The organism is Methylonatrum kenyense, from assembly GCF_023195885.1.
GTDB lineage: Bacteria > Pseudomonadota > Gammaproteobacteria > Nitrococcales > Aquisalimonadaceae > Methylonatrum > Methylonatrum kenyense.
On record NZ_JALPKO010000001.1, the window covers coordinates 59,597 to 84,018 of the forward strand.

Annotated in this window: 23 protein-coding genes; 8 read left to right on the plus strand and 15 right to left on the minus strand. The window is 63.8% G+C overall.

Annotated features, from left to right (window positions below):
- Positions 1–42 precede the first annotated feature (42 nt).
- The 3 genes from M0534_RS00305 to M0534_RS00315 all read left to right on the plus strand — a co-directional run bounded on the left by M0534_RS00305 (position 43) and on the right by M0534_RS00315 (position 2,448).
- Complete coding sequence (locus tag M0534_RS00305) at positions 43–1,056, plus strand: DUF5924 family protein (protein WP_248566412.1); 1,014 nt, start codon at positions 43–45, stop codon at positions 1,054–1,056.
- A 20-nt stretch (positions 1,057–1,076) separates the two neighbouring features.
- Positions 1,077–1,574, plus strand: a complete 498-nt coding sequence (locus M0534_RS00310) for a GNAT family N-acetyltransferase (protein WP_248566413.1) — start codon at positions 1,077–1,079, stop codon at positions 1,572–1,574.
- Between the two features lie 232 nt (positions 1,575–1,806).
- Positions 1,807–2,448, plus strand: coding sequence for a hypothetical protein (locus tag M0534_RS00315; protein ID WP_248566414.1), 642 nt, complete (start codon positions 1,807–1,809; stop codon positions 2,446–2,448).
- Between the two features lie 255 nt (positions 2,449–2,703).
- Here M0534_RS00315 and M0534_RS00320 read toward each other — a convergent pair whose 3' ends face one another.
- From M0534_RS00320 to M0534_RS00340, 5 genes are all read right to left on the minus strand, one after another.
- Positions 2,704–3,537 (minus strand): BON domain-containing protein, encoded by an 834-nt coding sequence (locus M0534_RS00320; RefSeq protein ID WP_248566415.1) that lies wholly within the window; start codon positions 3,535–3,537, stop codon positions 2,704–2,706.
- Positions 3,538–3,713: 176 nt separating this feature from the next.
- A complete protein-coding gene (locus tag M0534_RS00325; protein ID WP_248566416.1) occupies positions 3,714–5,342 on the minus strand; it encodes an alpha/beta hydrolase in 1,629 nt (542 codons plus the stop codon).
- A gap of 79 nt (positions 5,343–5,421) precedes the next feature.
- Complete coding sequence (locus tag M0534_RS00330; protein WP_248566417.1) at positions 5,422–6,963, minus strand: GGDEF domain-containing protein; 1,542 nt, start codon at positions 6,961–6,963, stop codon at positions 5,422–5,424.
- A gap of 319 nt (positions 6,964–7,282) precedes the next feature.
- Positions 7,283–8,359, minus strand: coding sequence for an NAD(P)-dependent alcohol dehydrogenase (locus tag M0534_RS00335; RefSeq protein WP_248566418.1), 1,077 nt, complete (start codon positions 8,357–8,359; stop codon positions 7,283–7,285).
- A 185-nt stretch (positions 8,360–8,544) separates the two neighbouring features.
- A complete protein-coding gene (locus M0534_RS00340; protein WP_248566419.1) occupies positions 8,545–9,660 on the minus strand; it encodes an alkene reductase in 1,116 nt (371 codons plus the stop codon).
- Positions 9,661–9,805: 145 nt separating this feature from the next.
- Between M0534_RS00340 and M0534_RS00345 the strand changes: the two genes are divergently transcribed.
- Positions 9,806–11,008, plus strand: coding sequence for an MFS transporter (locus M0534_RS00345; RefSeq protein ID WP_345894687.1), 1,203 nt, complete (start codon positions 9,806–9,808; stop codon positions 11,006–11,008).
- A gap of 12 nt (positions 11,009–11,020) precedes the next feature.
- On the opposite strand, the gene M0534_RS00350 is transcribed toward M0534_RS00345, so the two are convergent.
- The 5 genes from M0534_RS00350 to M0534_RS00370 form a co-directional block, all read right to left on the minus strand.
- A complete protein-coding gene (locus M0534_RS00350) occupies positions 11,021–11,899 on the minus strand; it encodes an alpha/beta fold hydrolase (protein WP_248566420.1) in 879 nt (292 codons plus the stop codon).
- 3 nt (positions 11,900–11,902) lie between these two features.
- Positions 11,903–12,835, minus strand: a complete 933-nt coding sequence (locus M0534_RS00355; protein ID WP_248566421.1) for a metal ABC transporter permease — start codon at positions 12,833–12,835, stop codon at positions 11,903–11,905.
- On the minus strand, positions 12,835–13,713 hold the full coding sequence (locus M0534_RS00360; RefSeq protein WP_428348179.1) for a metal ABC transporter ATP-binding protein: 879 nt from the start codon (positions 13,711–13,713) through the stop codon (positions 12,835–12,837). Before M0534_RS00360 ends, M0534_RS00355 begins: the two co-directional genes overlap by 1 nt.
- Positions 13,676–14,593, minus strand: coding sequence for a metal ABC transporter solute-binding protein, Zn/Mn family (locus tag M0534_RS00365; protein WP_248566423.1), 918 nt, complete (start codon positions 14,591–14,593; stop codon positions 13,676–13,678). The genes M0534_RS00360 and M0534_RS00365 overlap by 38 nt, the downstream gene beginning before the upstream one ends.
- An 85-nt stretch (positions 14,594–14,678) precedes the next feature.
- Entirely contained in the window at positions 14,679–16,403 is a 1,725-nt protein-coding gene (locus tag M0534_RS00370; protein ID WP_248566424.1) for a M14 family metallopeptidase, read from the minus strand.
- On the opposite strand from M0534_RS00370, the gene M0534_RS00375 reads away from it, so the two are divergent.
- Genes M0534_RS00375 through M0534_RS00390 form a run of 4 tightly spaced genes read left to right on the plus strand, consistent with a single transcriptional unit; the run spans position 16,402 to position 20,535 of the window.
- Positions 16,402–16,974, plus strand: a complete 573-nt coding sequence (locus M0534_RS00375) for a CHRD domain-containing protein (RefSeq protein WP_248566425.1) — start codon at positions 16,402–16,404, stop codon at positions 16,972–16,974. The genes M0534_RS00370 and M0534_RS00375 overlap by 2 nt on opposite strands.
- 57 nt (positions 16,975–17,031) lie before the next feature.
- On the plus strand, positions 17,032–18,483 hold the full coding sequence (locus M0534_RS00380) for a circularly permuted type 2 ATP-grasp protein (RefSeq protein WP_248566426.1): 1,452 nt from the start codon (positions 17,032–17,034) through the stop codon (positions 18,481–18,483).
- Positions 18,483–19,460, plus strand: coding sequence for an alpha-E domain-containing protein (locus M0534_RS00385; protein WP_248566427.1), 978 nt, complete (start codon positions 18,483–18,485; stop codon positions 19,458–19,460). Before M0534_RS00380 ends, M0534_RS00385 begins: the two co-directional genes overlap by 1 nt.
- A gap of 10 nt (positions 19,461–19,470) precedes the next feature.
- Entirely contained in the window at positions 19,471–20,535 is a 1,065-nt protein-coding gene (locus M0534_RS00390; RefSeq protein WP_248566428.1) for a zinc-binding metallopeptidase family protein, read from the plus strand.
- Here M0534_RS00390 and M0534_RS00395 read toward each other — a convergent pair.
- The 5 genes from M0534_RS00395 to M0534_RS00415 all read right to left on the minus strand — a co-directional run bounded on the left by M0534_RS00395 (position 20,426) and on the right by M0534_RS00415 (position 24,418).
- Positions 20,426–21,217: a proteasome-type protease gene (locus M0534_RS00395; RefSeq protein ID WP_248566429.1), complete on the minus strand. Its 792-nt coding sequence runs from the start codon at positions 21,215–21,217 to the stop codon at positions 20,426–20,428. The genes M0534_RS00390 and M0534_RS00395 overlap by 110 nt on opposite strands.
- A gap of 89 nt (positions 21,218–21,306) precedes the next feature.
- Positions 21,307–21,807 (minus strand): OsmC family protein, encoded by a 501-nt coding sequence (locus M0534_RS00400; protein ID WP_248566430.1) that lies wholly within the window; start codon positions 21,805–21,807, stop codon positions 21,307–21,309.
- A 202-nt stretch (positions 21,808–22,009) separates the two neighbouring features.
- Positions 22,010–22,747, minus strand: coding sequence for a cytochrome c biogenesis CcdA family protein (locus M0534_RS00405; protein WP_248566431.1), 738 nt, complete (start codon positions 22,745–22,747; stop codon positions 22,010–22,012).
- A gap of 5 nt (positions 22,748–22,752) precedes the next feature.
- Positions 22,753–23,139, minus strand: a complete 387-nt coding sequence (locus M0534_RS00410) for a thioredoxin family protein (protein WP_248566432.1) — start codon at positions 23,137–23,139, stop codon at positions 22,753–22,755.
- Between the two features lie 226 nt (positions 23,140–23,365).
- Complete coding sequence (locus M0534_RS00415) at positions 23,366–24,418, minus strand: methyltransferase domain-containing protein (RefSeq protein ID WP_248566433.1); 1,053 nt, start codon at positions 24,416–24,418, stop codon at positions 23,366–23,368.
- Between the last annotated feature and the right edge of the window lie 4 nt (positions 24,419–24,422).

Sequence of the window (24,422 nt, forward strand, 5' to 3'; positions counted from 1 at the left end):
CATCTCCTTGTATCGATAAGCAACCGGGCAGCCGGAGTTCAAATGGCAACTTGGCGGATGCGGGCCCTGCGGATCGGCGTTTTCATTCGCCGGCATCCCTATGTGTTCGCCCTGATCGGTCTCGGCTCCGGCATTCTCAGCTTCATGCTGGTGGATCGCCAGGAAGACATGGCACGTCTGGTCGCCGCCTTCGTCCTCGCCGGTTGGGTGCTGCTGCTGATCGAGCAGCCGGCGCGCAAGCTACTGGCCCGGCTGACCGGCATTCAAGTACCTGCACCGATGATGCACTTCACCGCCCAGCTCGTGCATCAGGAAAGCTTCTTTTTCGTGCTGCCGTTTTTCCTGATCACCACCACCTGGAGCAGTGAACAGGCGGTTTTCACGCTGGCCATCTGTGCCGCCGCGGCAGTCTCCGTCTGGGATCCCAGCTACTACGGCTGGCTGGCCAAGCGCCGCTGGCTGTATTTCGCCTACCACAGCAGTGCCATGTTCGTGGTCTTGCTGGCCACACTGCCGATCCTGTTCCAACTCCCCACGACCGACACCTATGCCCTGGCCACCGCGCTCACGGTGGTCTGCGCCGTGCCCAGTCTCGCGGAACGGGTTCCGCTTCGCAGCCTGGGCAATGCCTTCCGCCTGCTGAGCCTCGTCCTCCTGCTGGGAGCTGCCGCCTGGTTCGGCCGATCTGTGGTGCCGCCGGCCACGTTCTGGTTGACCGACAGCGGGATCACCGATGCCATGGACGAGGAAATGCGCACGGCGGGAAGCAGCCTAAGCCGTGTCTGTGAGGCCGATCTGCGCGCGGGAAGGCTGTATGCCTTCACCGCGGTGCGCGCACCACGTGGCATCCGTGAGGAGGTGCGCCACGAATGGGCGCTGGACGGGGTGTTTCGCGAGGAGCTTCCGGTGGCAGTGTTCGGCGGACGGGAGGCCGGTTACCGGATCTGGACCTACAAGGAGAACTTCCCGGATGCGCCCCAAGGCCGCTGGACGGTCCGCGTGAAGACCGAATCCGACCAGCTAATCGGCGTGGTCCGCTTCCGGGTCGACTGTTAGGCTTGTGCCGACGAGGAACCATGCAGATACGCCTGTTCAATCAAACGGACTGGCCCGGCACCTGGGCCGTCGTCGAACCGGTGCTGCGCGCCGGCGAAACCTACCCCCTGCCTCCGGACATATCCGAGTCCGAAGCTTACCACGCTTGGGTGACGGTGCCGGTCGCAACATTCGTTGCCCTTGATTCCTCGAATCGGATCCTTGGCAGTTACTACATCAAACCCAATCAGCCGGCGTTAGGCGCCCATGTCTGCAACTGCGGCTATGTCGTGGCGACGGAGGCACGGGGCAAGGGTCTGGGGACGGCGCTCTGCCGGCATTCCCAGCAGCAGGCCGTCGCGCTCGGCTTCCGTTCCATGCAGTACAACCTGGTGGTCGCCACCAATACGGCCGCGATTCGTGCCTGGCGCGGCAACGGTTTTACCGAGGTCGGCGTGCTTCCCGGCGCGTTTCGTCACCCCACTCATGGCTACGTGGATGCCCTGGTGATGTACAAGCAACTCCCCACACCGGACTAAGGTCGCGGCGCCGGCTGGGTCCTGGCCACCGATGCCGGACGGGTCGATGGACGCCATGATCGTTGCCGGCGTGCTGTTCCTTCGCCAGCCTGGTGCTGATTCTCGCAACCACTGCCCTGATGGTGGACTTCCGCTGGCGTCATGCCGTCGCACCAACCTCGGGTCTGTTGCGCCGCCGGCGGCATTGGTGCTTCACTCTGGGAAACACGGCGCAAGGTGAAACGGACTGACAATGCCCTACTTCCGCCTGGCCTTGATCGCTGTTGTCGCCTGGACTGCGTTTCATTTCGCGATCGCGCCTCCGGCCGGTGTAATAGAAACGCCGATTGCTGCCGAATACCCCTTCTCGGCGGAACGGCCCTTACCCCGGCTTGACGCCGAACCGCAGCAAACCAACCTGAACGACCGCAACCGCAGTTATCCGGCCAGCGGCACGGACTACCTGTTCTCGCCCCAGGCCACCTTCGAACTCCGCGCCCGGGTGCTGGGCGCGCGAAACTACCGCCTGGGCATGGAATCACGGGTGTCGCCGCGGGACCTGGCGCTCGGCTGGGGGCCGATGGCGCGGGACGAGGTACTCCAGGACATCCGCATTTCGCAAAGCGGGCGCTGGTACACATGGCGCGCGGATTCGCTGCCGATCCCGCGGTCGGAGATCGACCGGCACAGCAGCAATATGCACATGATCGCCGGGAACGATGATGCGCTGCGGGCCCTGAAACGGGTCCGGCAGGATGATGAAATCACCGTTCGCGGCCATCTGGTACACGTCTCGGATAACCGTGGCGGCAGCTGGCGGACATCCACCAGCCGCACCGATACCGGGGATGGCGCCTGCGAGATCGTTCTGATCGACGAGCTGATCATTCACTGATCGTGGCAACGGGCTCTCGGTTACCGCCACCGATGCCCAACCAGGCCCTGGTTCGTCCGAACGCCTTCCTTGTCCGAAAACCCACGTTGTCCTGCCTACAGATCACACCGCGTGGGTCCGCTTCGCTTGACCCACGCTACGCCTCCGGACAGTAGCAGCTTGCCTTGGGTAGTAGGGCTACCGAACCGGCACCGCGCCTTGCCAGATGACCAAGACCGGTCTCGGGCTCAGGCGCGGAAATAAATCAGCGTTTCCCTAACGCACCACCAGATCGTCAGCCTCGACTGCACGTACGCCGCGCAGGTCACTGACCAGGGCCACTGCCCGCCGCTTCTCGTCCTCCGAGCTGACGTCACCACTCAGATGCACCACCCCGTCTCGGGTTTCGATGGAGATGCTGCTGGCACCGACATCCCGCGAAAACGACAGGGTTGAACGCGCCTTGGCGGTGATCCAGCTGTCGGAGACGGTATCGGCAAACTCCCGCGCCTCGTCGTCTTCCGGCTCCTCACCGCGGATCGCGAGTTGGTTATCCACGGACTGCACGCCATCGGTATCGCGCGCCAGTCGCTCGGCGGTTTTCTTGCTGGTCTCGGAATCGACATCACCGGTCAGGGTCACATTGCCTCCCCGGGTGGTGACGCTGATATCGAGCCCGCTGGTGTTGCGGTTCCACAGCAGCTTGGATTTGATGGTTGCCGTCAGCGAGGAATCCGAGACCCGATCGCGAAAGGTGCGCTCGCCGATCCGCTCGCGTTCCGCGGCCGCCTCGCCTTCTGCGCCGTCGACCTCGATCCGGTTGTCGACATTCTCGATTCCGTCCACGTCGCGCGCGATCTGCTCGGCCAGATCTCGCTGTGCATCGTCCTCCACAGTACCCGAAAGAATGGCCGTATCACCTTCTACGTCCACCGAAATATCAAACACGGACAGGTGCTCATTGAGCGCATAGGTTGCCGCCAGCTGGCCTTCAAGTCGTGCCTCGTTGACCGCCTGTCCGACACCATTGTCCTCCGCCGAGGCGGTGGCTGGGCCGGCCACGAGGGCACTTGCGAACAACGCGCCGACCAAATACTTGCCGATTTTCATCACCATGCTCCTTCAACGACTGATTCGGTTCGTCCTGCTCCAGAATTCTAGTCTGTGCCGAACGCCACCGGGCCCTGCGGATCATGGAGTCAGCAGATGATCTTGGGCTTCCCCGCTAGCCTGGCCGGTCGATGCATGCGGGAGGCCAACCAGTGCATGGGAGGCCCGATTCAACGTCACCGGCGGTGATCGAAGCGGGCGCGCAGACGCGCCAGGTCCGATTCCGACCAGCCCTCCGGCTCGGTCAGCGCCAACCAGGCATCGATATAGTCCGGCGCGGCGATTTCGTGACCATAGCCCGTCGGAGCCTTGCCCGCGGCGATATCCGCGACCAGTTGCAGCATGGTCACCACCGGATACCAACGCAGTTCCGGTGACACGTCCGGCCCGCGGGGCGACTCCATCCAGGCCGGCTCCCGGTAGAACATCGACGGTTGGAAAAAGGTCACCGGATCGCTGGCGTATTGCAGGAACGCGATCCGGAAATCGCCCCAGCGGCCTTCCATTGTGTCCAGCCGCTCGTACTGATTCATGAACCGGACCACGGCGCCATCGCGGAATGTGGGCAACCAGGCCGGCGTCCCCGCGTCGCGGTCCCGTGTCACCATGGACCAGGTTTCGCTGCGGAACGGCGGCCCGCTCCAGAGAACACCATCGAAGGGATCATCAATGATGTCGTAAACGTCGAACGAGCGATCGGAATTCAGGGCGCCCAGGCTCAGGCCGTGCAGGTACAGCCGGGGCCTTTCATCGGCAGGCAGGCGAGACCAGTGATTGTAGATGGCCTTGAACAGTGCTCGGGCACTTTCGGCACCATAGTCCGCCTCCACCATCAACGACAGCGGACTGGGCAGATAGGAATACTGCATGGTCACCGTGGCGATATCACCACGGTGCAGGTACTCGGCGGTATCCAGCGCCGCTGGATCCACCCAGCCGCGCCCGGTGGGGGTGGCCAGGATCATAACCGAGCGATCGAAACCGCCAACCCGCTTGAATTCCTGCAATGCCAGTTCAGCGCGCTCCTCCGGCGTTTCGGCGGCGTTCAGCCCCACGTAGACCCGCAATGGTGCGGGCATTTCCTCGCCGAAAAAGTCGCTCAGTTCCGCCGCACGGGGACCGGAGGTGACAAAGCGACGGCCGCGGCCGCCAAGCGCTTCCCAGCTCACCAGCGACTCGGCGCCGCCGGTAACCGTGGGATCCTCCGGCGGTTCGACCTCGTCCTGCATCAGCACGTCGAGCTGCTGGTAGGAGTTGTCCGCCGCACGCAGCGCCAGCGTGAAAATCACGCCGTCGATCACCGACCAGAACAGGACCACCGAGGCCGCCACACCGAGAACCAGTGACACCCGGTGCGGCACGTGCCGGGAGAGCCGGTCGGACAGGACGATGAATGTCTTGCGGAACAAACGGCCAAGCAGCAACAGGACGACAAACACCAGCAGGGCAATCAGGCCGATGCTGAACGGGCGGATACCGCCAACCTCGTCCATTTCCATCAGCATCCGCACCGAGTTCTGCCACTCGGAGGCCTGACGCAGGAACAGGCCTGCAACGACCAGGCAGAACGCCGCCGCAATGCACTTCAGCGTCAACTCCAGGCGCGGCCTGGGCAAGGGCAAACCGAGATAGCACCATAGCCAGCGGCCGGCGAAACCGAGCCAGTAGCCGGCGGCGAAGGACAGGCCGGACAGGATGCCCTGCACATGAAACGGGCGTGGCACGAGGCTGGGCGTCAGGGAGAAAGCGAAGAACAAGGTCCCCAACAGCAGGCCCAGAACGGATAACTGACGAAACGGATGCATGCCTGACAAGATTCCCGGCGGGGTCGCACGAAAAGAAGGTGCCTATCATACCGGCAGCGAACGGATAAGTCCGAGACGGTCAGGAGGTCGGTTCGTCTGCCTCTGCATGCAGATGCTCGACGCGATTCCGGCCGCGGTTTTTCGCCTGATAGACCGCCTGATCCGCACGATCAAGGAGCTCATTCAGGGATTCCGCGCCATTCCATTGCGCGACGTCAAAGCTGGCGCTCAGCCGAATGACTTGCTCCTCGTGATGCACCTCCCGCTCCTCAATGCCCGCTCTTATGCGCTCCGCCACACCAACGCCCTGGGACAAACTGGTGTCGTCGAGCAACACGACGAACTCCTCGCCGCCGGTGCGAGCGAGCACGTCACCGGGCCGCAGGGCATCGCGCATGGGTTGCACGATCGCGCGCAGCACGGTGTCACCTGCCGCATGCCCGTGTCCGTCGTTGATCTTCTTGAAATGGTCCAGGTCCAGCATCAGCAGGGTCACCGGCGATCCGCTTGTTGCAGCCCGCTCCAGATAACGTGAGGCACGTTCCCGAAACGCGCGCCTGTTCGGAACACCGGTCAATTCGTCGGTGGTGGCGTAGTTCGCAAGGCGGCTGTTCAGTTCATGCAGTTCGCGGTTTGCGCGGCGAAGGTCCCGCGTGCGCGCACGGACGCGTTCTTCCAGCACGTTCCGCTGAGCCCGGAGCGCGGCCTCGTTTTCTTCCAGCTGGCCCTGTTGGCGTCGCAGTTCCCGCACCAGCAGCGACAGGCCAACCGCAGCAACCGCGACTGCTGCCAGATACTCCTGCAGTTGCCAGACAACGAAGGTCGGCGAGGCTTCGCGGAAGGGATGCAAGCCGTCGCGAAGGAACCGAATGGCCTGAAAGGTGACCAGTCCGACACCAATCGACGTGACTATCAAGCCATACCGCCCGGCAAGCCAGAGCAACAGCGGCACCACCAGCACCGGAGTCAGGAAGTGTCCGTGCGTTGTCTCGGCCGCCGGCAGGAACGCATGGTTTGTGATGAACAGAATCAAGGCGAGCACAGCAGCCGTTTCGGCGAGGGCTGGCCATCCTGGCCAGCCCCAGGTTGCCCGACCCAGGCGGGCGATGACCACCAGCGGTGGCGTCAACAACAACATGCCGAGCGCATCGCCGAACCACCAGGTTCGCCAGAGGACAAGATAGCTGGTATCTGCGCGCCCAAGCCCCAGGTAAACCAGCGCACCGAACAAACCTGCCAGGCAGGCGGCAAGCAAGGGTCCGATTAGAAGAAAGGCCAGGCCATGCCGAAAGCGATGGAAACTGAACTGATGATCGACGAAACGCCGCAGGAGGAATGCGGCGAGGGTGACCGAGGACAGGTTGATCAGGCCGAACGCCAGCGCGGCCCAAAGCGGGAACGCCGGCACGTCTGCGACGATTTCGGCCAGCAGTGCGGCACCGGCAAAGACGGGCCAGTACTGCTTCGGACTGACCAGGAATACCGCGAGTAGCATGGCATTGGGCAGCCAGACAATGGCAATACCCTCCGGCGTCACGGTATACACCACGCCGAGATGGGCAAGCAGAAAATAGCTGAACCCGACAAACCCGGCCGCAGCGGCCGGCTTCAACCTGGCCATTAACCGATTGTTCTTTTCCGCCACGAGTCCTCTCAGGGAAAGAAAGGTGCGAGAGCCGCTCGGTTCCTGGTACGCCCACCCCTAGCAGACCGCCTTAGATTCACCACCCCACTCTAGGGGAAACACTGATTTATTCCCCGCCGGTCATCGGATAATTGGTCGCTGGTGATTAGGCCGGCACGTCGTCTGGTGCCGCTGCGTCACGGACTTCGCCGGGACTGACCTTCGCCGGCCGGCAACCCCCGGAACACGGCGACCGTGGCGTGTCTGGCGGCGATGCGCCCCGGGCACCGGCCGGCCCGGGTCGCGTACCGCGAGTTCAGGGACGAATGGCCACCTTGAGTACGCCGTCGCGCTGGTGGGAAAACAGATCGTAGGCGTCGACGATGTCTTCCAGACCGTAGTGATGCGTGACCATCGGGCCCAGGTCGATACGACCGGCGTCGATGGTTTGCATCAGCCGGCGCATGCGCTCCTTGCCGCCCGGGCAGAGTGAGGTAACGATCTTGTGATCGCCGAGGCCGGCGGCAAAGGCGCCCAGCGGAATGCTCAGGTCGTCGGAATAGACGCCCAGGCTGGACAGGGTGCCACCCGGCTTCAGCACCCGCAGCGACGATTCGAAGGTACTCTGCAGCCCCAGGGCCTCGATGGAGGCATCCACACCACGGCCGCCGGTCAGCTTGAGAATTTCGTCAACCACATCCACCTTGCGGAAGTCGAGCACCACATCGGCACCCATCTGGCTTGCCATCTGCAGGCGTTCGTCAATGCCATCCACCGCGATGACCAGGCCGGCCCCGCGCAGCCGTGCGCCCGCGGTTGCACAGAGGCCAATCGGGCCCTGGGCAAACACCGCCACCGAATCGCCGATGCGAATACCGGCCGCCTCGGCGCCGGCAAACCCGGTGGACATGATGTCCGGGCACATCAGCACGTGCTCGTCCGTCAGCCCGTCCGGAACCGGGGAAAGATTCGCCTGGGCATCGGGAACAAGCAGGTATTCGGCCTGCGCACCGTCAATGGTGTTGCCGAACCGCCAGCCGCCCATCGGCTTGTAGCCGTGACCGCCATGGCCCCCGTCCTGGGCGGCGCAGCCATCCTGGCAGGCATAGGACGTGAAACTGGGGCAGATGGCACCGGCTATGACTCGCTGGCCTTCCTGATATCCGACCACGCTAGAGCCAAGTTTTTCGATCACGCCAACCGGCTCATGGCCGATGGTCAGACCCTTCTCGACCGGGTATTCACCCTTCAGGATATGCACATCGGTGCCACAGATCGTGGTGGTCGTGACCCGAATCAGCGCATCGTTGGGCCCCACATCCGGAACCGGCTTGTCATCGATTTCGATCCGGCCCGGTTCAACGAAAACTGCAGCTTTCATCATTGTTGCCATTGCTGTTCCTCTGGTCGAGTTCGACTTTCACCTATCACAGCATGGCAGACAGATCGGCCACTTGAGCCAGATCAAGCCGTCAGGGAAACACTGATCTGTTCCCGCGTCTGCGCCCGACACCGGTGTTGCACACTCGGCAAGGCGCGCCACCGGCCCGGTAGCCATGGCTACCGGGCCGGAGGGATTCAGGCGCCGACGTGCTCGAGAACGGGATAATCCGTGTATCCCCGTTCGTCGCCGCCATAGAAGGTGTCGTAATCCGGCTCGTTGAGCTCGGCGGCGCACCCTAACCGTTCGGGCAAATCCGGGTTGGCGATGAACGGCCGGCCGAAGGAAACCAGGTCGCAGCGGCCGCTCCCGAGACGCTGCCTGGCCTCGTCGGGCGTGTAGGCACCGTTGCCGATATAGGCGCCGCGGAACGCCGAGCGAATGGCGTCGATCACCGGCTCGGGCCGTCCCTGCGCATGATTGCCCTGGAAGGAATCCTCCACTACCTCGATGTAGGCAATGCCGCGTTCGTTGACGGCACGTGCGAAGGCGTCGAAGGTGGCCACGGGGTCGTCGTCCCGCATGTCGTTGAAACTGCCGGTGGGGCTCACCCGAACCCCGACCTGATCCGGCGACCAGATTTCCAGCACGGCATCCAGAACTTCAAGCGGCAGGCGCAACCGATTCTCGATGCTGCCGCCATAGGCGTCCGTACGCCGGTTGCTGCCCGTGCGGATGAACTGGTCCAGCAGATAGCCGTTGGCGCAGTGGATCTCGACACCGTCGAATCCGGCCTGCTTGGCGTTGCGCGCGCCCTGCCGGTACTGCTCGACGATGGCCGGCATCTCGTCGATCTCCAGGGCCCGGGGTTCGACCACGTCGACCATGCCCGATTCGGCACTGATGAAGGTCTGGGCGCCCTCCGGCGCGATCGCTGACGGCGCCACCGGACGCGCACCGTCCGGTTGCAGCTCCGGCCGCGAGATCCGGCCAACATGCCACAACTGGGCATGGATCCGGCCGCCTGCCTGATGCACGGCATCGGTCACCCGGCGCCAACCGGCAACCTGTTCCGGGCTATGAATCCCGGGCGTGAAAGCGTAACCCTTGCCCTGGGACGAGACTTGGGTCGCCTCACTGATAATCAGGCCGGCGGACGCCCGCTGCCGGTAGTACTCGGCATTCATGTCCGTCGGCACGTCCCCCGGCTGCGCAGCGCGGGAACGGGTCAAGGGCGCCATGATCAATCGATTCGGCAATTTCAGCTTGCCCAGGGTGAAAGGCTGAAAAAGCGGATCCTGCTTTGCAGACATGCTGGAAGGTCTCCATGGATCGGGTTCCGTAGTGGCTCATGACCTTGGTCCGCGGTGGCCGGATTTCAAGGCGCGCGGAAAGGCCGATTGCCACAACCGGAGGCCCGTCGTAACGTCGTTGGTCCGCAACCACCTGGATGACCCCGTGACCGACACCCGCACCACCGTCTGGATTGCCCTGGTCTGCGCCTGCCTGGTGGTCATGCTGAGCATGGGCATGCGTCAGTCATTCGGCATTTTCATGCCGGCAGTCAGTGCTGACCTGGGCGGCAGCCGGGAAGTCTTTGCGCTGGCCATCGCACTTCAGAACCTGGCCTGGGGCCTGGTTCAGCCCGGTGTCGGCATGCTTGCCGACCGTTACGGTTCGCGCCTCGTCGCCGGTGCCGGGGGTGCGCTGTACGCGCTGGGGCTCGCGCTCACGACCCTGGCAACCACGGCGGTTGCGCTGAACCTGAGCCTCGGTTTCCTCGTGGGTGCCGGCCTCAGCGCAACCACATTCGTGGTGGTACTCGGGGCCGTCGCCAAGGTGGTGCCGGACAACCGTCGCGGTTTCGCTTTCGGTATCGTGACCGCGGCCGGCTCCTTCGGCATGTTCGCAATGGTGCCGATCAGCCACGGCCTGCTGGACGGGATGGGCTGGCAGGGCGCATTCCTCGGCCTGACTGGCCTGGGCATCATACTGGCGCTGCTGGCCATCGGTTTTCCCGCGGCAGGCCATCGCCCGGCCCCGCTGCGCTCCGAGCAGAGCATGACGCAGGCCCTGCGCCAGGCTGCCGAGCATCGCGGTTACTGGTTGCTGAACGCGGGCTTCTTCGTCTGCGGCTTCCACGTGATGTTCATTGCCACGCACCTCCCCGCCTACCTTGAGGATGAGGGCCTGTCCGGCCGCGTGGCAGCGATCGCGCTGGCCCTGATCGGGCTGTTCAATATCCTGGGATCATTTGTCTTTGGCGTGCTTGGTGACCGAATCCGCAAGCCGCGACTGCTCAGCAGCCTGTACGCGGCCCGCGTCGTGGTGATTGCCGCGTTCCTGATCGTGCCGCTCAGCCCTGCCACGGCGCTGGTATTCAGCGCCCTGATGGGCTTTCTCTGGCTTGGGACCATCCCGCTGACCAGCGGTCTGGTGGCGCAGATCTTCGGGCCGCGCTACATGACGACACTGTTCGGCATCGTCTTCCTGAACCACCAGATCGGCAGCTTCATCGGTGCCTGGATGGGTGGCCGGGTCTTCGACGTGACCGGCAGCTACGACATGGTCTGGTTGCTGGCCGTCGGCCTCGGCATCGCCGCAACGGTGCTGCACCTGCCGATCTCGGATCGCCGGGTCAACGCTCCGGCGCCAGCTTAGCCCGACGCCGCTTCAGGGCGCCGCGAAAAACCGCTGCAGTTCCGCGGCCACCGCTTCCGGCACCTCCTCGGGCAGGAAATGACCGGCGTCCAGGGCGGCCGCCTGCATGTCGCTGGCGTAGTCGCGCCAGACCCCGGCCACGTCGTACTGACGGTGAACGAAACCACGCTTGCCCCAGAGCACCAGTAACGGCTGCTCAAGCCGGCGGCCCCGGTCCGCGCGATCATGCGTCAGATCGATTCCGGCTGCGGCCCGGTAATCCTCGCAGGAGGCATGGATCGTCGCGGGATCCCGAAAACAGCGCAGATAATCGGCCACGGCATCGGGGTCGAACCGGGCACCGGGCGCACTCCACCGCTGCAGCTTCTGCTGCAGGTAATAATCGGGGTCGGCACCGATCATCCGTTCGGGCAGGCCATCCGGCTGGATCAGGAAAAACCAGTGATAGTAGCCGGTGGCGAAGGTCTGGTCGGTGGTTTCGAACATGTGGAGCGTCGGCGCGATATCCATGACGCAGCCGCGACTGACCCGCTCGGGGAAATCCAGCATCATCCGATGCGCCACCCGGGCGCCGCGGTCATGCCCGGCAACCGCGAACCGCTGGTAGCCCAGTGCCTGCATTACCTCCACCATGTCCCGGGCCATGGCTCGCTTGGAATAACCGGCGTGATCGGGGCCACCCTCAGGCTTGTCACTGTCGCCGTAGCCGCGCAGATCCGGGCAAACCAGGTGGAACTGCTGGCGGAGCAAGGGCGCCAGCCGATGCCACATGACATGATTCTGCGGATAGCCGTGCAGCAGCAACAGCGGGGGGCCATTGCCGCCTTCCTGAAGGTTAATCGTGATCTCGGAACCGCAATGGCTGTGCCGGCGAAAGCCGTCGGGGAACATGGCCTAGCCTGCCATCGGTATGCGGCGGCGGCGGAACCAGCGTGCCACCACGCCACGCTGTGGTGCGAACAGAAACGCCAACAAGAAGAAACCGGTAACCACCAGGACAATGGCGCCACCGGAGGCGACATCAAGGCGAACCGCCAGCACCAGTCCGATCACCGCCGACAGCATGCCTATCGTCGTTGCCAGCAACATCATCGCCGCCAGGCTGTTGACCAGCAGATAGGCCGTCGCTCCGGGTGTGATCAGCATCGCAACGACCAGGATGATGCCAACGGTCTCCAGGCTGGCCACGATGACCACGGTCAGCAACAGGATCAGGCCGTAATGAATGACCGACGTATTCAGGCCCAGGGAACGCGCCTGTACGGGGTCGAACACGTAGAGCAACAGCTCCTTGTAGTACAGCGCCACCGTCAGCAGCGACACCAGGCCGACGGCGAGGGTCAGCATCAGCGCTGGGTAACGCACCCCCAGCACATTGCCGAACAGGATATGCATCAGGTGGGTGGAGGTGGCGATCTGGCTGATGATGACGATGCCCAGAGCGAATGCGGCAGTGAACATCAGGCCCATCGCCGCGTCCGACTTTATCCGCGTATGCCGCTCGATAACGCCGATACCAACCGATGTCAGCGCGCCGGTCACCAGGGCACCGATGAAAAACGGGAAATTCAGCAGATAGGCAATCGCCACCCCGGGCAGAACGGCGTGGGAGATGGCATCACCGAGCAGGGACCAACGCTTCAGGATCACGTAGCTGGACAGCAGGCCGCACATGCCGCCGACCAGCAGGGCGGTAAGCAGGGCCCGCTGCATGAAGGCGTACTGGAACGGTTCGGCCAGTGCCTCCGGCAACAGGTTGACGCCGACCATCATCAGGCCAATGAAGGCATCGACGATGCCGACACCGATGTCGTGAAGCCGCTCCATCAGCGCTCCCGGGGCGAGGCTGCCGGACCATCGACGCTGGACAGGGACCGTTCCCGCGCCACCGGCTTGATCCAGTTGATTGTCGCCACGCGAGCCAGCATCTCGTCGCTGAGCATCGCATCCGGCGGCCCCTGACCGACCACCTGGCGGTTGATCAACACCACATGATCCGCGCTTTTCCGCGCTCCCATGACATCGTGGGTGACCATCAACACGGTATGACCCTGATCGCGCGTACGGCGCAGGACCCGCATGATCAGTTCCTCGCTGGCGCTATCCACCCCGGCCAGCGGTTCATCCAGCAGCAGGAGATCCGCCTGCTGTACCAGTGCCCGTGCTAACAGGACGCGCTTGCGCTGACCGCCGGAGAGCCGGTCGATCGGGACGTGCTGGCGCTCCAGCATATCGGTGTCCTGCAGGGCCTTTTTCACCGCCGCCTCATGCTCCCCCCGGATCAGCGATGGCGGCAGGAAACGCCGCCAGCCGCCCTGCCGCCGGATATGCCCGTAGCGCCCCGAAAGCACCACGTCACGCACCGCCAGAGGGAAATCCCAGTCGAGTTGCTCCTGCTGCGGCATATAGGCGATCCGGCTTTTCCGGCGTTCGGCCTCCACCGGCTGACCATGCACCAGGATCTCGCCATGAAGCGGCGCCAGGGTGCCGGCCAGGATCCGCAGCAAGGTTGACTTGCCGGCGCCGTTGGGCCCGAGCACGGTAATCAACCGGGCCGCCGGCAAGTCCAGATCCACGCCGGCAAGGACCGGCTCGCGATCATAGGCCGCGGTCAGGTCGCGGATGGCGACCGCAACGTCTCCGGTGTCCGTGGCCGGGACAGGGCGATTAATCATCGCCAAGCGCGTTGCGGATGGTCGCAGCATTGCGCCGCATCATTCGGAGATAGGTATCCGCGTCCGATTCGGCGTCGCCAACCGAGTCCACATACAGGGGGCCGGCGACCTCCACCCCGGTGTCCTCGGCAACACCCTCCACGTAACGACTGGAAATCGTGCTTTCCCAGAACACCGCGGACGGTTGCCGCTCGGCAATCACATCGAGAATACGCATGATCTGGCTTGGTGTGCCTTCCGACTCGGCATTGGTGCCCCAGATACCGTCATGATCGAAGTCAAAGGCGCGGGCAAAGTACAGAAACGCCGCTTCACTGGTGATGAGCACCCGGCGCTCCTCGGGGACCGCCTCGAGTTCCTCGCGCATCTCGCGCTCCAGTGTTTCCAGTTGCTCGATGTAGACATCGGCATTGGCGCGGATGGCCTCGGCATCGTCGGGCAGGCGCTCCGCCAGCGCGTCGGCGATTGCCTCCACATAGCCCACGGCAATCGACGGGTCCATCCACAGGTGCGGATCCGGAACCCCTTCGAACTCGCCGATGGCAATCGGCAGGGTCTCGGCGCCACTGGCCTCGGCCAGATGCACGATTTCAGTGCCGGACCGCACCGTGGCCTCCAGCTGCCCCATCCACTGTTCCAGGTCGTAGCCGTTGGCAAACACCAGGTCGCCCCGCTCCAGGGCCATGAAATCCCGTGGCCGCAGTTCGTATTCATGGACCTCGGCACCCGGCGGCGTCAGCACATGCAGGGCCACGGTGTCACCCGCCACCTCAGCGACAAAATCGCCGATGATGCTGAAGGTGGCGACGACACGCAGCCGGTCGTCGGCCTGTGCCGTCGAGATCACGGTCATGGCCACCAGCAGAAAAAAGGTTGTAAGCCCACACGCAAATCGATTCACCGCTTTCATTCCTCTCGGTAGCAGCCGAGGCCAGATTGTACACAGTGCAAAGAGCATAGCGCTCGGCCAAGTGTAACGAGCCCGCCGCGCACACTCACTGCAGTGGCAAGGTCAATTGTCTAACGAGCCACCCAAGCCGGGGGTTGCCGCATTGCAGTTGAACACTTCCGGTTCCACGAACCAGCCAGCGCAGGACTGCCTCATGTCCGCTACCGCGAGAGCGCTGAAGCCAGGGCATATGCGACCAGACGCCCTGCCCGCGGCCCCAGCCATCCAGGCTCGGCAGCGTCCTTTGCGCGTGCTCGCCCGGCGGCAGGTGGCAACCGTCGCATTGCAGGCTGGCACGTATCGGCTCGTTCCACGGGCTCTCGCGGGTGGTGCTCAGACCATCCGTGGCCAGATAGCCACGGTTGCGTAGGCGGACCGTAATTCGGTTCAGTTGCGGCGTAACCATCTCGATGCTGATCTCGGCCAGTTCCAATCGTGGCAGCATAGCGGCAACGCGGAGCCAGTATTCACTCATCCGCTCACAGATCCCGGCCAGTCTTTCCAGTGGCGGATTCCAGACCCCGATCAGCGGATTGACGCCACCGACCTCCACCGGACCAAGCTGGGGGTGCTCGGCGGTCCGCCAGTCCCGGAACAGGCGTCCGCCGTTATGATCCGCATCCCAGCTGGCCAGGCGGAGCATGTCATCACGGCCAAGGGCCGAATAGTTCTCGACGAAGCGTTTGGCCAGTGGTCGATCCAGTGTCCGGAACAAATCCCAGAGTTCACAGACCTCGGCCAGGCAACCGCGCTGGTGGTAGGCGAATTCCACCAGGTCGCCGTGCAGTGGCTTTTCCGGCTCGTAGGTAAATTGTTCGAAACCGCTGACCGTCGGATAACCGATGGTCTCCTCACCCCAGGCTTCCAGCTGGCGGTAGAGCGCCAGGTCGGCCTGATCCATGCGGGTATCCGGCACATCGATTCTGGGCCGGATGAAAACCCCGCCAAAGGTATGCAGGTTGAGCCAGGCGTAGAGATTCGGGTGCCGCACCGCGTAATCGATCACCGCCCGGGTTTCGGGTTCGGACCCCGGAAAATCCCCGGCACCGACCTGCTCCGGCTCCGGCTGCCAGCTCCAGGGAAAGTTGCGGTTGAAGTCAGTGACTCCGGCAAGGCCACTGGACTGCGGCAGGGTTTCGCCATCCCAGTTTTCGATCAGGCCCTCGGGATACAGGCGGTAATACGGCGGCGGATCGTCGATGGTACGCGGCAGCATCAAGCCGGGCCGGTCGGCGGCGGCCACGAAATCGCCGGCGGGGTCCTCGATCCGGAGCATACGGCACCAGCCGGTGCCGTCGATGTCCGCGGGCTCCCAGTAGGGATCGCGTTGCGCATGCGCAGCGCGGCGTGGCGCGGAACGGGTGCAGCTGCCCGTGCGGATCACGTGCTCCGCGCCATCCGGTGATATACGCGGGCAGACATAGAACAGCACATCAGTCAGCCAGTCCAGTAGGTGTGCCGGCAGCGCCGCATCCAGTGGTCCGGGCGGATGATGCAGATCGATGGCGGCCTCGGCGATTGCCAGCGCGACGCTGGATCCCGCCAGTTCGGCACCGTGCATATTGCCATCGATCCAGACGCCGGGCCGTTGTCGATCCGGGTCCGGACCGACAACCAGGAGCCAGACGTCACGGCCCTCTGGCGTCCGGGTCAGGCTCTCCAGCCGCACCACGTCCGGATAGGTATCAGCCCATTGCTGCAGTTGCGCAGTCAGGGCCTGGTAGTCCAGATAGGTCTCGGTAAATCGGCCCGGCGGCAGGGTCTGGGGCATGACGGTATCCTATTATTTCAACAATGCGATTGGCGGAAAGACACTGATGCGACGACACGGTTTCCGGCTTGCGCTGCTGCTAATCACACTGGCGCCGGGTATGGCGAACACTGCAACGGACCCGAAGACTTATCACGCCGTATTGCTCGGCGCGAATGTCGCATCGGCTCCGGCGGACACCGCCGCCAGCGCCCAGGTCACTGCGCTGCTGCATGATCGGACATTGTCGGTACACGGCAGTTTCCAGGGCCTGTCCTCGCCGCTACGGGACATGACGGATAGCCCGGACAATCCGGGCATCCTGCTTCAGGAGGGCGGACACGGTGAAGCGGGCACACCGCTGTACGGACTGGCGGCCGAAACCGGACCGGAGAGCGAGAGCGGCATCTTTCACGGCCGGTTCCGACTGAGCCTCACCGAGGCGCAGCAACTGCGCGACGGCGAACTACACCTGAAAATCGTCAGCCGCGATTTTCCTGATGGCGAGCTGCGTGGCCAACTGATTCCGCTGGAGAGTGACACGCAGGGCCGGGTGCTGCGCGGACAGGGCGAACAGCTGTCCGCTGACTGAGCCATGGTCCGGCTTTTGCAATCAATTACCTAACGCGACTGCGAGACGGGCACCAAGATGAGCAAATCTCCGGAACAGGCTGGCACCAAGGAGTTTTTCGACGAGTTGCTGGACGAGGCGGACCAACCACGACCGGTTGCCGCGCACCTGCTGCACTACCTGCAGGACATGTCGCCGCGGGAACTGAAACGCCGTACCAATGCGGTGGATGCAGCCATACGCACAATGGGCATCACCTTCACCGTCTACAGCGATGGCGAGAACATCGATCGCGCCTGGCCCTTCGATCCGGTACCCCGGATCATTCCGAAGCGGGAGTGGGACCAGGTCAGTGCCGGACTGAAGCAACGCTTGCGCGCACTGAACTGCTTCATCCACGACTGCTACCACGATCAGAACATCATCAAGGATGGTGCCCTGCCGGCCTCGATCCTGGCCGACTCGAAGAACTTCCGACCCCAGTGCCGTGGTATCTCGCCCCCTTTTGAAACATGGGCGCACATCTGCGGCACCGATCTGGTGCGTGACGGCGACGGCACAATCTATGTGCTGGAAGACAACCTGCGGGTACCGTCCGGCGTCTCGTACATGCTGGAAAACCGGCATGTGATGAAGCGCGTCTTCCCGGAGCTGTTTCAGAACCAGAACATCCTGCCGGTCAACGATTATCCAAGCCTGCTGCTCGACACGCTGCTATCCCTGGCACCGGAGGATGCACCGCGTCCCTCTGTCGCCGTCCTCACCCCGGGCATCTACAACAGTGCCTACTTCGAGCACAGCTATCTGGCCCGCCAGATGGGTGCGGATCTCGTGGAAGGTCAGGATCTGTTCGTCGGCGAGGACAACTGTGTCTACAAGAAGACCGTGTTCGGGCCGCAGCGGGTGCATGTGGTGTACCGGCGGATCGATGACGAGTTCCTCGATCCCGAAGTGTTCCGCGAGGATTCGACCCTGGGTGTACCGGGCATTCTGCGGGCCTGGCGGGCGGGCAAGGTTGCGATTGCCAATGCACCCGGCGCGGGCGTCGCCGACGACAAGGTGGTCTACGCCTTCGTCCCCGATTTTATTCGGTACTACCTGAACGAGGAACCGATCCTGCCGAACGTCCCGACCTATCTGTGCATGGACCCGGAACAGCGCGCCTACGTGCTGGACAACCTGGACAAGCTGGTGGTCAAGCCCGCCAACGAATCCGGCGGCTACGGCATCATGGTCGGACCCAAGGCCAGCGCGGCCACCCGGCGGCAGTTCGCGAAGCTGATCCGGCAGCAACCACGCAATTACATCGCGCAACCCACCCTGATGCTGTCGACAGTGCCGACCCTGATCAAGAACCGACTACAACCGAGGCATGTCGACCTGCGCCCGTTCGTTTTGCAGGCCGAGAACATGCATGTGACCACCGGCGGCCTGAGCCGGGTCGCATTGCGCCGTGGCTCGCTGGTGGTCAATTCGTCGCAGGGTGGCGGCAGCAAGGACACCTGGATCATTGATGAGGAGACCGCCTGATGTTGTCGCGTGTCGCCGAAAACGTCTACTGGATGGCGCGGTACCTGGAACGCGCCGAGGGTGCTGCGAGGCTGGTGGCGACCTCAAGCCAGATGCTGTTCGATCTGCCCAGGGAAACGCCGCTGTCCTGGGGCACGCTGGTCGACATCCTCGGCGCCAACGAGGCGTTTCGGGATCTCGAACTGGAAACCAGCGAACGCGACGTGATCCAGTTCCTGCTGAAGGAGCCACGGTTCCCTAATTCACTGGCGTCGGCGGTGCGGAAGGCGCGGGAAAATGCGCGAACCTGTCGGGACATCATTCCGGCCGAGCTGTGGGAGGGGATCAACGAGCTGCATTATTTTGTCGGCGAGAGCCTGCCGTCGATCCGCAGCCGCAGCGCCCGTCACGAATTCCTGCATCAGACCATCGCCCGCTGCCAGCAGGTGGAGGGTATCGTGCGCGGCACCCTGAGCAGGAATACGCCGTACAGTTTCATGACGCTGGGCCAGGCCCTGGAGCGCGCCGATATGACCAGTCGCATTGTCGACGTGCGCAGCGCCAATCTGCTGCCGCGCGATGCCGCCGATGTGTATTCCAACCTCGGCTGGATGAGCGTGCTGCACTCGCTGTCTGCCTACGAGATGTACCGGCACGAGGTACAGGTCCGGATCAACGGCCAGGCCGTGGTGCATTTCCTGCTGCGCGGCGAGAAGTTCCCGCGCGCCTGCAGCTTCTGCCTCGGGCGGATCAACGCCAGCCTGGCGCGTCTCCCTCGGGCCGAGAAACCCTTACGTCGACTGCGGGAAATCAGCGAACAGCTGGATCGTGAACACCTGGACGCGAACAATCTGGACAGCGTGCGCCGCTTCGTCGACCTGTTCCAGCAGGAACTGAATACCCTGCACGAGGCGATCACCGACAGCTATTTCCGCTTCAATCACGATAGCTGGGCACACGCCTCGGCTCCGGCCACAGCCGGCACCGGGCAGGCCTGAACGGCCACCCATGCGCCGCTTTTCCTGCCAGTGCGGCAATACCCTCTACTTCGAGAACAGCGCGTGTCTGCGCTGTGGCCGTACCGTCGGTTTCGTGCCGCAGCAACAGGCGGTGCGTTCTCTGGAACCGGTGGGCGATGGTCTGTACAGCGTCGATGGCCGGCACTATCGAATGTGCCTGCATTACGTCCGTGATCGCGTCTGCAACTGGATGATTCCGGAGGCGGACCCGGAGCCGTTCTGCGAGGCCTGTCGGTTGAACGAGATCATTCCAGATCTGAGCCAGCCGGAGAACCATCTGCACTGGCAACGACTGGAAACGGCCAAGCGCCATCTGCTTTATCAATTGATGACACTGGGCCTGCCGTTGACACCGCGGAGCCAGCAAAAGGACGGCCTGGGCTTCGCCTTCATGGAGGACGACGATAACCAGCAAGTGCTGACCGGTCATGCCGGCGGACTGATCACGATCAACGTGCGCGAGGCGGACTCTGCCTACCGCGAGACCATGCGCAAGCGTCTCGGCGAGCCCTACCGCACGTTGCTCGGCCACTTTCGGCACGAGAGCGGGCATTTCTACTGGGACCGCCTGATCGCGACGAATGGCCACGAACTCTCGGCCTTTCGCGACTTATTCGGTGACGAGCGCGCCGATTACGCTGACGCAATAGCCCGCCATTACGCCGGCGGCGGCATGGACTGGCCGCACCATGTCATCAGTGCCTATGCCGCGGCACATCCCTGGGAGGACTGGGCGGAAACCTGGGCCCACTACCTGCTGATCGACGACACGCTTGAAACGGCCGTTGACTACGACCTGATAGCCGCCCTGCCGGATAACCTGAACGCTCGACTGGAAACGTGGCGGGAGCTTTCGCTGATGATCAACGCCCTCGGCGGCAGCCTCGGCATGCCGACCCTTTACCCCTTCGTATATTCGGATCCGGTGATTGAGAAACTGGAGTTCATTCACGCCCTGTTGGAGCGGCAGGTCCCGTTGCAGACGTATCCAGGCTCAACTGGCCCGTCTCCCGCTCCCACTCAAACGGGGGCAAATCCTCGAACAGGCGTTTGAGCCCGGCGGCCCACTGCTTGCGTACCGACTGGAAATACGGGGAGCTGGTCTTCAACCGCAGCCGCCGGTCGATGCGCAGCGAGTCACGCGTGTAGAGCAGCAGGTCGATGGGTGGGCCCACCGACAGATTGCTGCGCATGGTCGAGTCAATGGAGACCAGCGCGCAGCGGGCGGCGCTCTCCAGACTCAATGAGGGCTGCACGATCCGATCGAGAATCGGCTTGCCGTACTTGGTCTCGCCAATCTGGAAAAACGGCTGTTCCGGCGACGAGGTGATGTAGTTGCCCTGCGGATAGATCAGGTACATCTCCGGCGCCTGGTCCTGACGCTGTCCACCGAGAATGAACGTTGCCTCGAACGAGACACCCTGCTGCATGCCACTGTTCAAACCCTGCTGCACGTTCAAACTCAGACGGCCGATGTACTCGGCAACCTGATGCAGGTGCGGCAGGCTGCGAAGATCCTCGGCGCCCTCGTCCGCCAGGTCCAGATCGATCTGGCGCAACACCGCCTGGGTCGTTCCCAGATTGCCGGCCGACAAAAGCACCAGCACCCGCTCTCCGTCCCAGGCGAAGGTGTGCATCTTGCTGTAGGTGCTGACATGGTCGACGCCGGCATGGGTGCGCGAATCGGACGCGAACACGATGCCGGCATCGACCAGGGCGGAAAGACAATATGTCATGGGGGGGTGGTTCCGGCCGTGAAGGTCGCCTCCTTTATAGCGCATCTGCCCGACGAGGAATAGCGGGGCACCATTCCAACGCCAGCGGATCATGCCCGCTCGACTTGCAGTTCGGGTGTCTGTTTCAGGGTCTGGAACACGACGCAGTAGCGTTCGGTCAGCTTCAGCAGGGTTGCCACCTGCTCGTCATCGGCATCGGTATCAAGCCGGAACTGCAGCCGGATCGCCTCGAACCCGACAGGCGCCTCCCGAGCCAGTCCGAGTGTACCGCGAAAATCCAGATCCCCTTCGGCACGCACCGTGGCTTCCCGCAGGGGTATTTCAAGTGCCGTCGCCACCGCATTCAGCGTCACCCCGGCACAGGCCACCAGCGCTTCGAGCAGCATGTCACCACTGCACAGGCTCATGCCGTCGCCACCGGTGGCCGGATGCAGCCCGGCGGTGAGCGGCCCCTGGGTCGTATCCAGGCTGCAGGTCACGCCCTCCCCGGCGCGGCTTTCCGCCGACAGCGTGATCCGCGCCGCCTCCGGATCCTCCTGGTAGCGCGATTTCAACGGTGCCTGCACGGCACGCAAGTCGTCGGCCTTCATACTGCTCCCCCGATTACCTGATAACGGCCGCAGTGTTGCGGATTCGCATCACGCAGACAACCTCCGCGTCCCGTTATGAAGCGCAGCTCTCAACCGGCAGGATTTCAAGAAAACACCCTCTACCTTGGGGGAGGCAGAGGGCGAAGGTGGGTTCCGTCGTGAGCGTCACGGAACCGATCGGGGAAAACCCGGGAGTGCGGCCTCAGAAGCGGGTGGTCAGATTGATCAGCCAGTCCGGCGTCTGGGTCAGCAGCCATGCCTCCAGCGTCTTGTCGAGGCCGCTGAGCACGAACAGACCGATGGCAAGCAGCGACAGGCCCATGATCCAACGACCAATCTGCCCTACCCTGGCCATGCGTTCGCGGTTGTTCATGAAGGCCTTGCGCGAGGCAAATCCGACCGCCGCGAGCGGTACCACTGCAGCCAGGCTGAACGTGCCCATAATCACGGTTGCCTCGGGAATACCGGAGCCGGTCGAGGCGATGCCGATGGCCGCGCCCAGAGTCGGACCGATGCACGGGCTCCAGGCAACCCCCAGCAACAGGCCGATACCGAACTGGGCCGCCGGATGATCGGACTGGATGCGTGAGATGCCCCCCTGGCCCGCGGCACCAAGCCCCGCAGTCAGCCGGGAAAAACCGGCCTGCAGATGACTGCTCAGCAATATGGCACCGAAGGCCAGCATGAAGACGCCGGCGGTGGTTCGCAGCGCCGACTCGCTGACCCCCAACAGGTGGCCGCTAGCCGAGACCGTGACGCCGACCGTGGTAAAGGCCACGACCAGGCCGGCGGCCAGGCCGAGCAGGCCGAGCCGGTGCCGCCCGGTGGCCGCCGCCGCGATGATCGGCAGCAGCGGCAACACACAGGGCGACAAGGTGGTGAAGAGCCCGGCCAGGAAGGCCGAGCCCAGTTGCAGCACACTCAGGTCAAGGGGAAACATCGCGCTCAGAGTCCCTTGCGCAGCAACTCGCGCAACTTGTCCTCATCGGTCTCGGCGACCGACATTTCCTGGCGCTCGCCACCGCTGTAGACGAACAGGGTGCTCTGGCGCGGCGCGCCCATCTCGCGGGCCTGGTCTTCCTGTTCGTCCCAGTTCAGCTTCAGCGCGGTGTAATCGGCGAACTCGTCGTCGCTGAGCAGCGATTCCAGGATCGGCGACTGCCGGGCGCAAGTTGAACACCATTCGGCCCAGATCTCGACCAGCACCGGACCACCGCCGTCGCGCGCCTCCTCAAAGGTGGCCTTGTCGAACGGCTTGAATGCGGATTCGGCGAACGCGGGCATCGCGAAAGCCAGGCTCAGGGCAGCGATGGAAACGAGACGGGTCAACATGGCAGTTCTCCTCACGGCTTGTTGTGAGTCGCCAGTTGAGCACGCCGGACGCGGCGCAGAAATTGGGGAAATTACTTAAGGAAACACTGAGTTATTCCCGCACCTGCGCCGCAGACCGGTTTCGGTCATCTGGCAAGGCGGGGTGCCGGTTCGGTAGCCGTAGCTACCGGGCCGGTGGCGCAACGCTGCCAGGGGCCAAAACCGGCCGGCAGACCGTTATCAGGCCTCAGCAGCAACCGGAGCTGCTTCGATCATCGCCGTAGTCGTCGTCGAACGGCAGCGTCGTGCCGCAGCCGGTGAAGATGCCGTAATGGGTGGCACCATCGCCGACGAAGTCGAAGTGCGGCGCCAGCCGGCTCTCGCGCAGCATGCGCCAGGTATTGCCGCAGACCGGAAACACCCGGCCGGCATCGATCCAGTGGTGCTTGTCCAGCCGGAAGCCGTGCGGCTGCTCCGGGATCGTACCGCGGTAGATCACCGCCTGGCCGTAGTCCTCGCAGGCCGGCTCCAGGCCGTCGATGCGGAACAGGCGATAGGTGGCCGAGAAGAACCGGATCGGGCCGGTCTTTTCCTCGATCGCCGGATTGCCGATCGCCAGCGGTCGATCCTCGACCAGGCGCGGATCGCCGAAGCCGGCGCGCTTCGCCAGGCTCAGGAAATCGTTCCAGTACAGCGCACCACTCAGGCACTCGCCGTAGAGCACCGGGTCACTGGTCAACTGGGCCGGGATGCGGCGGTCGGCATAGACATCGGAGAAGTACATCTCGCCGCCGGGCTTGAGCAGGCCATGCACCTGCTCCAGCACCCGGGCCTTGTCCGGCGACAGGTTCAGCACGCAATTCGAGATCACCAGGTCGAAACTCTGCGGCTCCAGCCCGAGTTCATCGAGGCGCTCGATATAGCCCTGGTGGAACGCGACATTGGGCCGCGCATAGCCGTAGGCCTCGGTGTGATGGTCGACATGCCGGCGGGCCACCGCGAGCTGTTCCTCGGTCATGTCGACGCCGACGACTTCGCCGTGCTCGCCGACAAGCTTCGACAGCGCATAGCAGTCGCGGCCCGAGCCGCAGCCGAGGTCCAGGATTCGCGCACCCTCGAGCACCTCGGGGACCACCAGGCCGCAGCCGTAGTAGCGGCTCAGCACTTCCGGGTGGATCCCGGACAAGACCCTGCGCACGAAAAGCGGCATCGCGTCCGGCGTGCAGCAGGCGTCGGTCTGCAGATCCTCGGAGCCCTGCAAGGTCTCGCCGTAGGAGGTCTTCACTTCATCGTGCTTCATCAAA

Bases quoted from the DNA above. Each gene is read 5' to 3' on its own strand.
- M0534_RS00305 (WP_248566412.1), top strand. From the start codon at position 43: ATGGCAACTTGGCGGATGCGGGCCCTGCGGATCGGCGTTTTCATTCGC.
- M0534_RS00310 (WP_248566413.1), top strand. From the start codon at position 1,077: ATGCAGATACGCCTGTTCAATCAAACGGACTGGCCCGGCACCTGGGCC.
- M0534_RS00315 (WP_248566414.1), top strand. From the start codon at position 1,807: ATGCCCTACTTCCGCCTGGCCTTGATCGCTGTTGTCGCCTGGACTGCG.
- M0534_RS00320 (WP_248566415.1), bottom strand. From the start codon at position 3,537: ATGAAAATCGGCAAGTATTTGGTCGGCGCGTTGTTCGCAAGTGCCCTC.
- M0534_RS00325 (WP_248566416.1), bottom strand. From the start codon at position 5,342: ATGCATCCGTTTCGTCAGTTATCCGTTCTGGGCCTGCTGTTGGGGACC.
- M0534_RS00330 (WP_248566417.1), bottom strand. From the start codon at position 6,963: ATGGCCAGGTTGAAGCCGGCCGCTGCGGCCGGGTTTGTCGGGTTCAGC.
- M0534_RS00335 (WP_248566418.1), bottom strand. From the start codon at position 8,359: ATGGCAACAATGATGAAAGCTGCAGTTTTCGTTGAACCGGGCCGGATC.
- M0534_RS00340 (WP_248566419.1), bottom strand. From the start codon at position 9,660: ATGTCTGCAAAGCAGGATCCGCTTTTTCAGCCTTTCACCCTGGGCAAG.
- M0534_RS00350 (WP_248566420.1), bottom strand. From the start codon at position 11,899: ATGTTCCCCGACGGCTTTCGCCGGCACAGCCATTGCGGTTCCGAGATC.
- M0534_RS00355 (WP_248566421.1), bottom strand. From the start codon at position 12,835: ATGGAGCGGCTTCACGACATCGGTGTCGGCATCGTCGATGCCTTCATT.
- M0534_RS00360 (WP_428348179.1), bottom strand. From the start codon at position 13,713: ATGCTGCGACCATCCGCAACGCGCTTGGCGATGATTAATCGCCCTGTC.
- M0534_RS00365 (WP_248566423.1), bottom strand. From the start codon at position 14,593: ATGAAAGCGGTGAATCGATTTGCGTGTGGGCTTACAACCTTTTTTCTG.
- M0534_RS00375 (WP_248566425.1), top strand. From the start codon at position 16,402: ATGACGGTATCCTATTATTTCAACAATGCGATTGGCGGAAAGACACTG.
- M0534_RS00370 (WP_248566424.1), bottom strand. From the start codon at position 16,403: ATGCCCCAGACCCTGCCGCCGGGCCGATTTACCGAGACCTATCTGGAC.
- M0534_RS00380 (WP_248566426.1), top strand. From the start codon at position 17,032: ATGAGCAAATCTCCGGAACAGGCTGGCACCAAGGAGTTTTTCGACGAG.
- M0534_RS00385 (WP_248566427.1), top strand. From the start codon at position 18,483: ATGTTGTCGCGTGTCGCCGAAAACGTCTACTGGATGGCGCGGTACCTG.
- M0534_RS00390 (WP_248566428.1), top strand. From the start codon at position 19,471: ATGCGCCGCTTTTCCTGCCAGTGCGGCAATACCCTCTACTTCGAGAAC.
- M0534_RS00395 (WP_248566429.1), bottom strand. From the start codon at position 21,217: ATGACATATTGTCTTTCCGCCCTGGTCGATGCCGGCATCGTGTTCGCG.
- M0534_RS00400 (WP_248566430.1), bottom strand. From the start codon at position 21,807: ATGAAGGCCGACGACTTGCGTGCCGTGCAGGCACCGTTGAAATCGCGC.
- M0534_RS00405 (WP_248566431.1), bottom strand. From the start codon at position 22,747: ATGTTTCCCCTTGACCTGAGTGTGCTGCAACTGGGCTCGGCCTTCCTG.
- M0534_RS00410 (WP_248566432.1), bottom strand. From the start codon at position 23,139: ATGTTGACCCGTCTCGTTTCCATCGCTGCCCTGAGCCTGGCTTTCGCG.
- M0534_RS00415 (WP_248566433.1), bottom strand. From the start codon at position 24,418: ATGAAGCACGATGAAGTGAAGACCTCCTACGGCGAGACCTTGCAGGGC.